A 12784-nucleotide genomic window follows, 5' to 3' on the forward strand; every position below is an offset into this window, starting at 1 on the left:
TGCCGCGGAAACGGCGTGTCGGGCTTCGTCATCGCGCCATCTCCCAGGTCGTGACCGGCTTGCCGTCGGCGCCCTTGCCGTCCTTCAGCACCACTCCCATGGCCGCGAGCTCGTCGCGGAGACGGTCGGATTCCTTGAAATCCTTGCGCGCTCGCGCCGCGGTGCGCTCGGCGATCAGGCCCTCGACCTTCGCCGCATCGACGCCGCTGGCCTGCTGCTTGCGCGCGCGCCATTGCGCGGCATCTTCGGCCAGGAAGCCCAACAATCGCAGCGATCCGACGAAGCGCGCCACATCTTCGACACCGCCGGAAGCTGCCTCATTGCGCAGGCCATGAAGCGCGGCGACCATCAACGGCGTGTTGATATCGTCACGCAGCGCTTCGATGACGGCGTCATCTGGCCTGCCTTCGCGCAGATCGCCCGCCGTGCGGTACCAATCATCAATCGCCTTCGCGCTCTCCTCGAGCCCCCTCAAGGTCCAATCGATCGGCGAGCGATAATGCGTCTTGAGCATGTTCAGACGCACGACCTCGCCCGGCCAATCCGCCAGGACCTCCCGAATGGTGACGAAGTTGCCGAGGCTCTTCGACATTTTCTCGCCCTCGACCTGAAGGAAGCCGTTGTGCATCCACACATTGGCCATGCGCGCGGTGTGGAAGGCGCAGCAGCTCTGCGCCACCTCATTCTCATGATGCGGAAATACGAGATCGATGCCGCCACCATGGATGTCGAAGGTCTCGCCGAGGTGCTTCCAGGACATTGCGGAGCACTCGATGTGCCAGCCGGGACGGCCCTCGGCCGCGATGCCGGCCGGCGACGGCCAGGACGGCTCGCCGGGTTTCGACGGCTTCCACAGCACGAAGTCGGTCGCATCCTTCTTGTAGGGCGCGACGTCGACGCGGGCGCCGGCGACCATCTCATCGAGCGAGCGATTGGCGAGCGCACCATAGCGCGGCAGCACCTTGTTGGCGGCATTCATGGCGGCCGGAGAGAACAGCACGTGGTCCTCTGCGACATAGGCGAAGCCGCCGGCCACCAGCCTCTCGATGATGTCGCGCATCTCGGCGATATGCTCCGTCGCGCGCGGCTCGATCGTCGGCCTGAGGCACCCGAGCGCGTCGACATCCTCGTGGAACTGTCGCTCGGTCAGCTCCGTCACATTGCGGATGGCCTCGTTCAGCGGCAGCCCGGGAAAATCGCGCGCCGCGCGCGCGTTGATCTTGTCGTCGACATCCGTGATGTTGCGGACATAGGTGACGTGCTCGGCGCCATAGAGATGGCGCAACAGCCGGAACAGCACGTCGAAGACGATGACCGGGCGCGCATTGCCGATATGGGCGAAGTCATAGACGGTCGGTCCGCAGACATACATGCGGACATTGTTCCGATCGAGCGGCACGAAGGGGCGCTTCTCCCGCGTCGCGGTGTCGTACAAACGCAAATTCATGGTCCGTCCCCGAATGCCTGTGCGTTCCGCCTCGCCGGGCGAGACGTAACGGCTGTCCTCCGCCAGATGACGGCCCGCGCGCGGGCGGCCACGGCAAAATCACGCTCCGACCTGCCGGCCGGGCGTCCTGATCATCTCGGTTGAGAAAAGACGGCCTCAGCCAGCGAATCGCTAGCGCGTAATCTCGCGGCAAATGCAGCAGATGGCGAGGAAACCGTTCATGGATTTCACCATGATCCAGGCTGGTGTTGCCGTCAAGGGTCGCAAAACGGCCGTTTTCGCCGCCCAAATGCACCCGCCCTGCCGCGAGGTTAATCATTATTAACCTTTTTGGCCTAACCATGAGTTGTATCCCTCATCGTCCGGTGCACCATGCGATTCTCCTCGGCGCTGCTCGCCTGCTTCGTCCTTCTCGCCGCCGCAACGACCGCTTCGGCGGAGAGCCGCATCTTCATCATCGCCAACGAATCCGATGGCTATGGCGTCGACCAGTGCCTGGCCAGGGGCGACAAATGCGGCGCCTCGGCCGCGCGCTCCTACTGCCAATCACGGGATTTTGCTCAGGCCTCCTCCTACCGCCGGGTCGATCCCGATGAGATCACCGGATCGGTCTCGAAGGCTGGCGCAAGCTGCACGCACGGCAGCTGCAGCGATTTTGTCGCGATCACCTGCCAGCGCTGAGCCGTCCGGCACCGGCGGTTCCCGCCTTCCGGGCGCCCTGGAAACGACGTGACGCTGCCGAACAAAGCGGCTATTGGAAGCTCGCCGCTGCCGCGATTTTTCCGAATTCTGTGCTAGTCCCGCGGCTGCATCCATGGACCGGAATACCGCATCTTGATCGCTTCCCTGTCTCCGCGCCTGTTGGCCCGTACCGCATTGCTCGGACTGATCCTGACCGGCTCGCACGCGCTCGCCCAATCCAGTTCCGACTCCTATGCGCAGATGCCGCCGGGCCCGCCGACGCCGCAGGCCGGGGTCAATCCGATCTGCCCGCGTCTCGAGGCGCAGCTCGCCTCGATCGACCGCGGCGGTGGTGGCGATCCCGCGCGTGAGGACCAGATCCGGCGCTATCAGGATGCCGCGGCCAAGCAGCAAAGCGAGCTCGATCGCGTCAGCATGCAGGCCAAGCGCATGGGCTGCGACAGCTCCGGCTTCTTTTCGCTGTTCAACGGCCGCTCGGCCGAATGCGCCCCCGTGAACAACCAGATCCAGCAGATGCGCGCCAATCTCGACCAGATCACCGGCAGCCTGGAGCGGCTGCGCGGCGGCGGCTTCGGCGGCGAGCGGGACAATCAGAGGCGCTCGGTGCTCGCGGCGCTCGGTCAGAACAATTGCGGCCCGCAATATCAGCAATATGCCAATGCCAACCGGGGCGGCGGTGGTGGCGGCAATTTCCTGACGAGCCTGTTCGGCGGCGGCCCCGACACCAACCCGGCCGCGTCGCTGCCACCGCCGAGCGCGGATCTCGCCGCGCCCCAGGGCACGTACCGCACCGTCTGCGTGCGCAGCTGCGACGGCGCCTATTTCCCGATCTCGTTCGCCACGGTTCCCGGCCGCTTCGCCGATGACGAGCGCGCCTGCAAGGCGCAATGCCCGGCCGCCGAGGCGACGCTGTTCACCTATCGCAATCCGGGCGAGGACATGAACCAGGCGGTGTCGGTCAACGGTCAGCCCTACAGCGCGCTGCCGAATGCGTTCAAATATCGCACCGAGTTCAACCCGTCCTGCTCGTGCAAGGCCCCGGGCCAGACCTGGGCCGATGCGCTGAAATCGATCGACGACAGGGCCAGCGCAGCCGAGCAGGGCGACATCATCGTCACGGAAGAGAGCGCCAAGCGGATGCAGCAGCGCCAGACCGGCAAGCCGCCGGCGACGGCTGCCAAGAAGGGCGCAGCGCCCGCCGATGCGGCGCCGCCGGCCGCGACCGCCGATACCACGACCGGCGCCGGCGGCGACAAGCAGATCCGCACGGTCGGACCGACCTTCATCCCGGCGCGCTGAGCAGGATCGCCGGGCCATCGGCATCATCCTTCGCACGCATCGGGCACTGTCGCCCCGACCGCTCGTCCCCGCGCATCGCCAGGCGTCCAGCGCCCCCGCAAGGCGGCGAGGCGAATCACTTGCATCGTGCTGAAGTCGGCGAGCGGAGCAAAGCCGCAGCTCACGTCGTCAGCGTTGCGTGGTCGTGCCCCTGGCAGATCCGACTTGTTGCTGGCGGCAACGACCAGCAGGCCGGATGTGCGCGCCAGCGCCCGCAGCACGGTGCCGCGGATATGCGCCAGCAGATCGTCCTGAACGCCGGTCGCAAACGGCCGAGGCAGGATCTTTTCGAAGCCTTCCACCGCAGCCTCGATCGGACATATGTCGAGGGTGATGCCTAGCCTCGCGGCGAGCGCCTTGGCGTCATCGTTCGCCTCCGGCGCGGTATCGCGCCCAGGCATGACCACGCCGCGGACCTTGTACGGCCCGAGCGCATCGACCGCGATCTCGGCTGATAACGCCGTCGAGATGCCGCCGGACAGATCGAGCAGCACGCCGGAGAAGCCGTACTTGAGAGCGTGGTCGCGCAGGCCGAGCACGCACGCGGTGTAATCGGCCTCGTCACCGTCGATCGCGTTCGCCACCGGTCCGCGGCCGTGCCAGCCGTCGGCGCCCCTGCTCCAGGTCAAGGTCACGACCTCCGCCGCGAAGCCGGTCAGCTGGGTGGCCACCGACAGATCGGCATTGAGCGCGAACGAGGCGCCGTCGAACACCACTCCATCCTGGCCGCCCACCTGGTTGAGCCAGACGAGCGGCAGGTCGCTCCCGGTGACAGCCACCACAGCAGCCGAGAGGCGCCGATCGCCGCCACCGCGGGCATAGGCCGAGCCGCTCGGGACCACGATGATCTCGGCTCCGGTTTCCGCCAAGGTCTCGACCACGCTCTCGTCGTCCGACGGTGCTTCGACCCGGATGTCCTCGCCAATCGCAACGCCGATGCGAACCCCGCGCACGCTGACGGGGCCGGCTGCCGGACCGCGGGCGAACAGGCGCCTCTGATCACCATCGGGCAGGTTGGCCTTGAAGCGCAGCGCGGCAATGCGGCCGGCATCGAGCAGCGCGCAGGTATTGTAGAGCCAGCCGTTCTCGCCCCAGGGCGTGCCGATCAGCAACGCCGGCCCGCCATCGGTGGTCTCGCCCGCCAGCGTCTCGATCGCGGCGCGGCAAGCGGACAGGAACGCGGGGTCGCGGACCAGATCGGGCGGCGGATAGCCGGCCATGAACAATTCCGGCAGCACCACCAGATCGGCACCATCGGCCGCCGCCTTGGCGCGCGCCTCGCGCGCCTTCGCGGCGTTGCCCGCGACATCGCCGACCGTGGGATTGAGCTGGGCCAGCGTGATCCTGAAGACGTCAGCGGCCATCGCTCAACCCGTTCACAACAGCCCGAGCCGCTCGGCGATCGCGAACAGCCAGAAGCTGCCGGACATCAGGAGCGCCACGCCGACCGCGGCCGAGCCGAGATCCTTGACCCGGCCGATCTGCAGATCGTGCTCGGTGGTCAGGCGATCGGCGAGCTTCTCGATCGCGGTGTTGAGCAGCTCGACCACCAGCACCAGCACGACGGCGCAGACCAGCTCAACGCTGCGCATCGGCGTCGCGCCGATCACATAAGCGAGCGGCAGCGACAGCAGGAAGGCGACCACCTCCTCACGCACCGCCTGCTCGGAGCGGAGCGCGAAGGCCAGGCCATTGCGCGAGTTGACCGTCGCGCGCCACAGACGCAGCATCAGAAGCCCGCGACGGCCGGCATCGGGGCGGACTTGCCACCGCGCTGCTGCTTCAGCAGCTCGGCGATCAGGAACGCCATGTCGATCGACTGCTCGGCATTGAGCCGGGGATCACACACCGTGTGATAGCGATCGTTGAGATCCTCATCGGTGATCGCCCGCGCGCCACCGATGCATTCGGTGACGTCCTTGCCGGTCATCTCCAGATGGATGCCGCCGGCATGGGTGCCCTCGGCGGCATGCACGGCAAAGAAGGCGCGCACTTCCGCAATGATGCGGTCGAACGGCCGGGTCTTGTAGCCCGAGGTCGAGGTGATGGTGTTGCCGTGCATCGGATCGCACGACCACACCACCTTGCGCCCTTCCCGCTGCACCGCGCGGATCAGATGGGGCAGATGATCGGCAACCTTGTCGGCGCCGAAGCGGCTGATCAGGGTCAGCCGGCCCGGCTCGTTGTCGGGGTTGAGGATGTCGATCAGCTTCAACAGCTCATCCGGCTTCAGCGACGGGCCGCATTTCAGGCCGATCGGATTCTTGATGCCGCGGAAATATTCGACATGGCCATGGTCGAGCTGCCGGGTGCGGTCGCCGATCCAGATGAAATGGCCCGAGGTCGCGTACCAATCGCCCGTCGTCGAGTCGACGCGGGTGAAAGCCTGCTCATAGCCGAGCAGCAGCGCCTCGTGGCTGGTGTAGAAATCGGTGGCGCGCAGCTCGGGATGGCTTTCGAGATCGAGGCCGCAGGCGCGCATGAAATTGAGCGCTTCGGAGATGCGGTCGGCCAGTTCCTTGTAGCGCCGCGACTGCGGTGAGTCCTTGACGAAGCCGAGCATCCATTGATGCACGCTGCCGAGATTGGCGAAGCCGCCGGTGGCAAACGCGCGCAACAGGTTCAAGGTCGCCGCCGACTGCCGGTAGGCGTCGAGCTGGCGCTGCGGATTGGGGATGCGTGCTTCGGGCGTGAAGGCGGTGTCGTTGACGATGTCGCCGCGATAGCTCGGCAGCTCGACGCCGTTGATCTTCTCGGTCGGCGACGAGCGCGGCTTGGCGAACTGGCCGGCGATGCGCCCGACCTTCACCACCGGCACCGCGCCGGCATAGGTCATGACGACCGCCATCTGCAGCAGCACGCGGAAGAAGTCGCGGATATTGTTGGCGCCATGCTCGGCAAAGCTCTCGGCGCAGTCGCCGCCCTGCAGCAGGAAGGCCTCGCCGGCCGCCACCCGCGCCAGCGATTTCTTCAGGTTGCGGGCCTCGCCGGCGAACACCAGCGGCGGAAAGGTCGCGAGCTGCGCCTCGACCTCGGCCAGCGCCTTCGGGTCGGGATATTCAGGCACCTGCTGCACCGGCTTGGAACGCCAGCTCTCCGGGCTCCAGCGCTCGGTCATGGCTTCTACTCCCTTCGCGAAACACCGCGCGCTTGTTCCCCCGCCGCGGCGCGCGCGTTATACACAGCCTGTCTGCGAACTGCCATCCGGAATTTAAGTCATCCCGCCAAGCCGTTGCAGCCGCGAAGGGATTCCGGCTCGCGGCGGGCCCACGCCCTGCTCCGTCCTTGCGAGCGCGACCGTGGCTCGACAATGACCGCTGTCATCCCGGCCGACGCCGCGACCCATCACCACCGGCTGTCGTCGTGACGCCACGTGAATCAACTTGCGCAAACCAACCGCGCCCTGGGCGCATGGGTCCCGGGTCGGCCCCCGCCGCCGCTTCGCGCCATCGCGGCTTGTCCGGGACGACAGCCGACGATGACGTGGGAGCACGGGATCAGTTGACACACGGTCTCGGTCCCGCGGCACGGATGCCCGAGGTTCAACCGAACGGCTCACCCTCTCGACAGGTCGGAGGGCGCAGGGAATGCCGGGTGAAGGCCCCACCCATGGCCCGCCTGCGGAAAAAAAGTGCAGGCGGCAGGTACCACAGGCAAAGCCGATCAACCGGCATTCCCTGCGCGACGGTCTTCACGCTTATACGCAGTCTGCCTGGTGCGCCGGCGTGTTGGCCACCATGGCGACAATGCGCTTCAAGCGCATTGCGCTGGACACCAGCATCGGGGTGTCGGCACGCTGCGACTTCACGTCCGCAGCCTCGCCGTTCGTCCACGCATCCCGAGGACACGCTGCGGCAAGACCACGGCCATCGCTCCCCGCCCCGCGTCGTGACGATCGCGCGCAACGCCCCTTCCGAGTGAGGCGGGATGCGCGCAGTAGAGCACGATTTCTGAAAATCGTAAAGCAAAATCTTGCAGCGATGCCAACCGCGGTCCAAAGCCGACGAGATCGAGGCCACGCCCGCCAGGTATTCAGTTGGCTTAGGTAGTAAGCCGCGGGGAGGCCGCGGATAATTACAGTGCAGCGAACCGATTTAGCGCACCAACGACGGCAGTCATCAATGTGTTGCCGCCGCCATGGCCGGCATCGTCCAGGACCTGAAGCTCACTGGTGGTCCAGCTTTGCGACAGTTTCCATGCAGTATTCAGCGGACTGCTGACGTCATACCGGCCGTGGACTAGGACACCGGGAATGCCGTTCAGTAGCGCGGCATCACGGAGGAGTTGGTCTTCCCCAAGGAAGGCGGCGTGCCGCCAGTAGTGCGTAACCAGGCGCGCGAACCGGAGGCGAAATTCCGGATCTTCGTAGCGCGGATTCGGGAGATGCCCGGGGGTAAGGGAGACATGCGCATCTTCCCAGGCGCACCACTCCCGCGCCGCGTGGTCGCAGACGGCGGGATCGGCGTCAAACAATAGCGTGGCATACGCATCGGCCAAAGGTAGGTGCCGCAAAGTGTCGGGCACGGCTGTGGCAAACCGGTTCCACTCGCGAGGGAAGATGCGGCCGACGTCGTGGGTGACCCATTCGACTTCGCGAGGAGATGTGGTGGTCACGAGTGCCAAAACCAATGCATCGACCCGCCGCGCGTGTGCCTGGGCGTAGGCCAAGCCAAGGGTGGTTCCCCAGGACATGCCCAGGACGGTCCAGCGCTCGACCCCGTGTAGCTGGCGCAATGCTTCGATGTCGGCAATGAGATGGGCGGTGGTGTTGGCGCTCAGGTCGGCATCCAGCGCGCTGGCGAGCGGCCTGCTGCGTCCGGAGCCGCGCTGGTCGAAGAGTACGACCCGATAGGCATCTGGATCGAACAAGCGTCGCTGGCCCGGCGTGAAGCCTGAACCGGGGCCGCCGTGCAGATAGAGCGCGGGTTTGCCAGCGGGGTTCCCGCAGCACTCCCAATACACCTGATGACCGTCACCCACGTCGAGCATGCCGCTGTCGTACGGTTCAATCGTCGGAAATCTGTCGTCCCGCATTCAGCATGCCTCCGCTGTCTTCCCGACCACCGTCTGGTGCCCGATTAACTCAACCCGTTCGAGATGTGGTTTTCAATTCTCCGGGGCAGTCATTGGGTCGCGCCCCATTCATCAGTCTCAAGCAGATCGAACAGCATGTCGATTCTTGTGTCAAAGCCGACAACGACAGAGCTGCCCCCTTCGTCTGGACGAAGACGAAGCTACGCCAGCGCCTCTTCAAAGGCCGCCGTATCACTCCACTCTGATTCCTGGCCTTACGCATTGTCCGCAACAACGGCGGCATGCTAGCGTGACGACCAAGCGCCGATTTGACCATCAGCTTGCGGGCGCGTTTCCAAATGCAGCTAAAGCGAACGGTTCATCGCATGGCCACGCCCTGCCCGCCGTTCCCCGAACGGAGGCTCTCATGCGTTTTGCGGCCATCGCCGACATTCATGGCAATTCAGACGCGCTCGCGGCCGTGTTGGCCGACATCGCCTCGCGCGGCATTGATGACGTGGTCAATCTCGGTGATCATCTGAGCGGCCCGCTCGAACCTGTCCGCACCGCCGAGATGCTGATGGCCTGCGGCTTCGCGTCGATCCGCGGCGACCAGGACCGGCACATGATCGACCTGCATCGCGCGGGAGACTCGTCGCGTCGCGATGTCCGAGCGCTCGAACAGGCGCATATCGACTGGCTCGCGGCCCAGCCAGCGACGCTGATCTATCGCGACGACGTCTTTCTTTGCCATGGGGCGCCGGACGATGATGCCGCATTCTGGCTCGAGGAGGTGATGGCGGACGGCACGGTGCGCCCGAACAGTCTTGCTCGCATCGCGGCGCGGGCTGACGGAATCGATGCCTCGCTGATCCTGTGTGGACACAGCCATGTTCCGCGCGTCGTTCGACTGCGTGATGGTCGGCTCATCGTCAATCCCGGCAGCGTCGGACTGCCCGGCTATCGCGGCCGTGCGCCGAGCACCTATCGGGTGGAGACCGGCACTCCCGATGCCTGCTACGCGATTCTGGAGCGCGGGCTACGCAAGTGGTCGGTCACGCTGCACTACGTGCCCTATGATCCAGCGCCGATGGCGGCGTTGGCGCGCAGCAGGGGCATGCACGACTGGGCGAACGCCATCGCGACCGGCTGGGTGGAGTGAGCCGCTGACGCAGCTGTCCTGTTCGCCGCATGCGCAGGCATCACGCCCAGAAGGGCATGACCGTTCAGAAGACCAGCAGCAGACCCGAGAGCAGCAGGATGCCCAGGATGATCTTCCTGAACACCGCGTCCTTGATCCTGCGAAAGGCGAGGATGCCGAGGGCCGTGCCGGCAAGCAGCGCCGGAAGGCTCATGGCCAGATCGACGAGCACCTTGGACGACAGCTCGTGGCGCGCCAGCATCATCGCCAGCGAGGACACCTGCATCACGGCGATGAAGGGCTGCACCAGGCCGCGCTGATCGGTTTTAGCCAGACCGTGCATCTCGCACCAGATCGTCGGCAGCGCACCGGGCATCGCCGTGAGGCCGCCGATCACACCGCCGCCGAATCCGACCATCGCCGTGCGGCTTCGGCTCATCTCCTGCAGGCGGCCGAGGCCGGGCTTGAACAGCATGTAGCCGGAATAGGCCGCAATCATCAGGCCGAATCCGCGCTGAAAGGCGCGGGCATCGGCATTGTGCAGCAGCCAAAGCGCCAGGGGCACGCCGAGGATGCCGCCCAGGACCAGCACCGCGCTCTCCTTCCAGCGGATGCTGTTGCGCAGCGCCCACAAATTCGTCGCCTGCACGCCGATGCTGCAGGCCATCATCAAGGGGACAGCCTCCAACGGCTGCAGCACATGCAGCAGGATGGCGGCGGCAACCGCCGAAAAAGCAAATCCTGCCAGTCCGGAAACGAAAGCACCAAAGAAAACGGCGACGCTGAGCAGCAGGAATGAATCGAGCCCGGGCATGAAATATCTCCGGCTGAGGAATGAAAATGAACTGGGTTCAATCGTAGGTCTGACGCACCGAAACAGAAGAAGGACTATCCAGCGCGGCAGAGGCCCGCACGATGAAGCCGGCAACAACGTGCAGCAGCAGGAACAGGACCACGATGCCCACCGCCAGCGCCGCGCGTGGCGTGACCGAGAGTCTCTGCTGCGGCGGAACCTGACGGGCCTGCATATCCGTGATCTCCAGCAACTGATTTGATGGTTGCTAGCATCACAGCGTCCCCTCAGCGTCCCCCGATAGGAGTATGGCCAAGAGCCTCGCATCCCCACGGCGTGTGTCGGAGCGGTCGCCGACGCGGGCCCGTCGATGCAGGCGACGGCCAGGAGGCAAATGACCTGAACCGGCGCTGACGCCGGACGGCATTAACTTCCGGTTGTAATTGTTCCGCTGAACACTGTGCCAGCAGAACATCCATCGATCTGTCATCAGCCCGATACGCAGCAGATGCTATCGCGCCGCCTCTCACAAACATGATCGAGGGGGATCGACCAATGACACTTCGCCACGTCGCGGGCGCCATCGCCGTGGGCTGGGCCGCCATGCTCTGCAGCCCGCTGCATGCGGCCAGCGGCACATTCAACACCCTGACCTACAATGTCGCCGAGACGCCGACCGCCTATAATGGCGGCAGCGACGCGCATTCCCGCGTGATCAGCTGCTACCTGCGCAACTTCGGCATCGTCAACGTGCAGGAGGACTTCCTCTGGCACGCCGCGCTCTACGACACCTGCGACAACCATCCGTATCGCACGCCGACCTCCGGCACCGCCGGCATCGGCGACGGCCTCAACACGCTGAGCACCTACGCCTTCGACGATCTCGATCGCGTCACCTGGACCAAGCGGGCCGATTCCGACGCGCTGACGCCGAAGGGATTTTCCCTGGTCCGCACCCGCCTCGCCGAGGGCGTCTATCTCGATTTCTACAATCTGCATGCCCAATCCGGCACGTCGTCGACCGACCTCGCCTATAGCGAGGCGGATGTCGCGCAGATCCTGAGCTATATCGAGGCGAACTCCGCCGGCAACGCCGTCATGGTGATGGGCGACACCAATACCCGCTACACGCGGGCCGGCCAGAACATGTGGGAGTTCCTGCACCACGGCTTCAGCGACGCCTGGATCGAGACGGTGCGCAGCGGCAGCGTGCCGCCGATCGGCGATGCGCTGGTCTGCGGCAGCTCGCAGACCGCTCGCCCGGACTGCGAGATCGTCGACAAGGTGCTGTGGCGCAACAACGGCATCCTCAACCTGCAGGCCACGTCCTATGTCGACCGGCAGGACGCGCTCGATTCGAGCGGCGCGCAACTCTCCGACCATCACCCGATCGAGGTGAAGTGGAGCTTCTCGACGGCCGCAAACCGCAGGCTGAGCGATCAGTTCGGCGGCCCGCACGGCACGAGCTACAATGATGCATCGGCGCTGCCGGCCAATCCCGTCGTCAGCAGCATCTCGATCCGCACCGGCAGCCGCGTCGACCAGGTCGAGCTCACGCTCTCCAACGGCTATGTCTACCGCCATGGCGGCACCGGCGGCACGGCGCAGAGCCTGACGCTCGGCAGCGGCGAATATCTCGCCTCGGTCGATCTGTGCAGCGATCAGTACCAGGGCCATACGCGCATCTTCCGGATTGCGTTCACCACCAGTACGGGCCGCACGCTGGCGGGCGGCACGACCACCACGACCTGCACCAGCATCACCGCGCCGAGCGGCTGGCAGATCACCGGCTTCCATGGCCGGTCCGGCGACGGGATCGACAAGCTCGGCGTCGTCTACGCGCCGGTCTCCAGCGCCGCGGCGCCGTCCCGCCAGCCGGTCCGCATCGTCAACCGCAGCTCGGCGCTGTGCATGGACGTCAATGGCGGCACCATGGCCGACGGCACCGCCGTGATCCAATGGTACTGCACCGGCGCTGCCAACCAGACCTGGAGCTACGACGATGCCAGCGGCATGATCCGCAGCATGCAGGACCCGCATTACTGCCTCGACAACAACGGCACCTATGGCGACGGCGCGCAGCTGATCATCTGGACCTGCACCGGCAACAACAACCAGCGCTTCCGCTATGACGCCGCGGCCGGCACGATCGCGCTGCGCAGCTATCCGGTCGAGGTCGTCAGCCAGAACGGCACCTCGGTCGGCAACCAGCTGCTGACCGCCACTGCTGCAGCGGCCGGGTCGCAGCTGTGGACGCTGACGCCCTGATCGCATCGTGACGCAGCGGTGATCCGGGCGGCTTGCCGTCCGGATCACCCGATCGACCTTCCAAGCATGAAGCCAGCGCTTG

Annotated in this window: 11 protein-coding genes and 1 pseudogene; 5 read left to right on the forward strand and 7 right to left on the reverse strand. The window is 65.8% G+C overall.

Features of this window, described 5'->3' with window-relative positions:
- Window positions 1–28 precede the first annotated feature (28 nt).
- Window positions 29–1447, reverse strand: coding sequence for a cysteine--tRNA ligase (gene cysS, locus ACVIJ6_RS33395; protein ID WP_456776198.1), 1419 nt, complete (start codon window positions 1445–1447; stop codon window positions 29–31).
- A 372-nt stretch (window positions 1448–1819) separates the two neighbouring features.
- On the opposite strand from cysS, the gene ACVIJ6_RS33400 reads away from it, so the two are divergent.
- Together ACVIJ6_RS33400 and ACVIJ6_RS33405 are read left to right on the forward strand one after the other, a co-directional pair.
- Complete coding sequence (locus tag ACVIJ6_RS33400; RefSeq protein WP_012043601.1) at window positions 1820–2128, forward strand: hypothetical protein; 309 nt, start codon at window positions 1820–1822, stop codon at window positions 2126–2128.
- Between the two features lie 153 nt (window positions 2129–2281).
- On the forward strand, window positions 2282–3448 hold the full coding sequence (locus ACVIJ6_RS33405) for a DUF2865 domain-containing protein (RefSeq protein WP_456776199.1): 1167 nt from the start codon (window positions 2282–2284) through the stop codon (window positions 3446–3448).
- Between the two features lie 23 nt (window positions 3449–3471).
- Here the strand turns inward: ACVIJ6_RS33405 and ACVIJ6_RS33410 are convergent, their stop codons facing one another.
- The 4 genes from ACVIJ6_RS33410 to pip form a co-directional block, all read right to left on the reverse strand.
- Window positions 3472–4851, reverse strand: a complete 1380-nt coding sequence (locus ACVIJ6_RS33410) for a nitrilase-related carbon-nitrogen hydrolase (RefSeq protein ID WP_456776200.1) — start codon at window positions 4849–4851, stop codon at window positions 3472–3474.
- Between the two features lie 12 nt (window positions 4852–4863).
- The gene (locus ACVIJ6_RS33415; RefSeq protein WP_172236194.1) at window positions 4864–5217 is read right to left on the reverse strand and encodes a diacylglycerol kinase; all 354 of its coding nucleotides are present in this window, start codon (window positions 5215–5217) and stop codon (window positions 4864–4866) included.
- On the reverse strand, window positions 5217–6605 hold the full coding sequence (locus tag ACVIJ6_RS33420) for a class II 3-deoxy-7-phosphoheptulonate synthase (RefSeq protein ID WP_456776201.1): 1389 nt from the start codon (window positions 6603–6605) through the stop codon (window positions 5217–5219). Before ACVIJ6_RS33420 ends, ACVIJ6_RS33415 begins: the two co-directional genes overlap by 1 nt.
- 956 nt (window positions 6606–7561) lie before the next feature.
- The gene (gene pip / locus ACVIJ6_RS33425; protein WP_456776202.1) at window positions 7562–8521 is read right to left on the reverse strand and encodes a prolyl aminopeptidase; all 960 of its coding nucleotides are present in this window, start codon (window positions 8519–8521) and stop codon (window positions 7562–7564) included.
- Window positions 8522–8569: 48 nt separating this feature from the next.
- Between pip and ACVIJ6_RS33430 the strand changes: the two are divergent.
- Together ACVIJ6_RS33430 and ACVIJ6_RS33435 are read left to right on the forward strand one after the other, a co-directional pair.
- Window positions 8570–8766, forward strand: a pseudogene (locus ACVIJ6_RS33430) (IS630 family transposase); the annotation flags it as partial.
- Between the two features lie 161 nt (window positions 8767–8927).
- Window positions 8928–9662 carry a metallophosphoesterase family protein gene (locus ACVIJ6_RS33435; RefSeq protein WP_456776203.1) on the forward strand — a complete coding sequence of 245 codons (735 nt, stop codon included), beginning with the start codon at window positions 8928–8930 and terminating at the stop codon, window positions 9660–9662.
- Between the two features lie 64 nt (window positions 9663–9726).
- Here ACVIJ6_RS33435 and ACVIJ6_RS33440 read toward each other — a convergent pair whose 3' ends face one another.
- Together ACVIJ6_RS33440 and ACVIJ6_RS33445 are read right to left on the reverse strand one after the other, a co-directional pair.
- Complete coding sequence (locus ACVIJ6_RS33440) at window positions 9727–10455, reverse strand: sulfite exporter TauE/SafE family protein (RefSeq protein WP_456776204.1); 729 nt, start codon at window positions 10453–10455, stop codon at window positions 9727–9729.
- A 37-nt stretch (window positions 10456–10492) separates the two neighbouring features.
- Complete coding sequence (locus ACVIJ6_RS33445; RefSeq protein WP_456776205.1) at window positions 10493–10687, reverse strand: hypothetical protein; 195 nt, start codon at window positions 10685–10687, stop codon at window positions 10493–10495.
- 302 nt (window positions 10688–10989) lie between these two features.
- On the opposite strand from ACVIJ6_RS33445, the gene ACVIJ6_RS33450 reads away from it, so the two are divergent.
- A complete protein-coding gene (locus ACVIJ6_RS33450; RefSeq protein ID WP_456776206.1) occupies window positions 10990–12702 on the forward strand; it encodes a jacalin-like lectin in 1713 nt (570 codons plus the stop codon).
- The last annotated feature ends 82 nt before the right edge of the window (window positions 12703–12784 follow it).

It is taken from the genome of Bradyrhizobium sp. USDA 4369 (genome assembly GCF_054056435.1).

Bases quoted from the DNA above. Each gene is read 5' to 3' on its own strand.
- cysS (WP_456776198.1), bottom strand. From the start codon at position 1,447: ATGAATTTGCGTTTGTACGACACCGCGACGCGGGAGAAGCGCCCCTTC.
- ACVIJ6_RS33400 (WP_012043601.1), top strand. From the start codon at position 1,820: ATGCGATTCTCCTCGGCGCTGCTCGCCTGCTTCGTCCTTCTCGCCGCC.
- ACVIJ6_RS33410 (WP_456776200.1), bottom strand. From the start codon at position 4,851: ATGGCCGCTGACGTCTTCAGGATCACGCTGGCCCAGCTCAATCCCACG.
- ACVIJ6_RS33415 (WP_172236194.1), bottom strand. From the start codon at position 5,217: ATGCTGCGTCTGTGGCGCGCGACGGTCAACTCGCGCAATGGCCTGGCC.
- ACVIJ6_RS33420 (WP_456776201.1), bottom strand. From the start codon at position 6,605: ATGACCGAGCGCTGGAGCCCGGAGAGCTGGCGTTCCAAGCCGGTGCAG.
- pip (WP_456776202.1), bottom strand. From the start codon at position 8,521: ATGCGGGACGACAGATTTCCGACGATTGAACCGTACGACAGCGGCATG.
- ACVIJ6_RS33435 (WP_456776203.1), top strand. From the start codon at position 8,928: ATGCGTTTTGCGGCCATCGCCGACATTCATGGCAATTCAGACGCGCTC.
- ACVIJ6_RS33440 (WP_456776204.1), bottom strand. From the start codon at position 10,455: ATGCCCGGGCTCGATTCATTCCTGCTGCTCAGCGTCGCCGTTTTCTTT.
- ACVIJ6_RS33450 (WP_456776206.1), top strand. From the start codon at position 10,990: ATGACACTTCGCCACGTCGCGGGCGCCATCGCCGTGGGCTGGGCCGCC.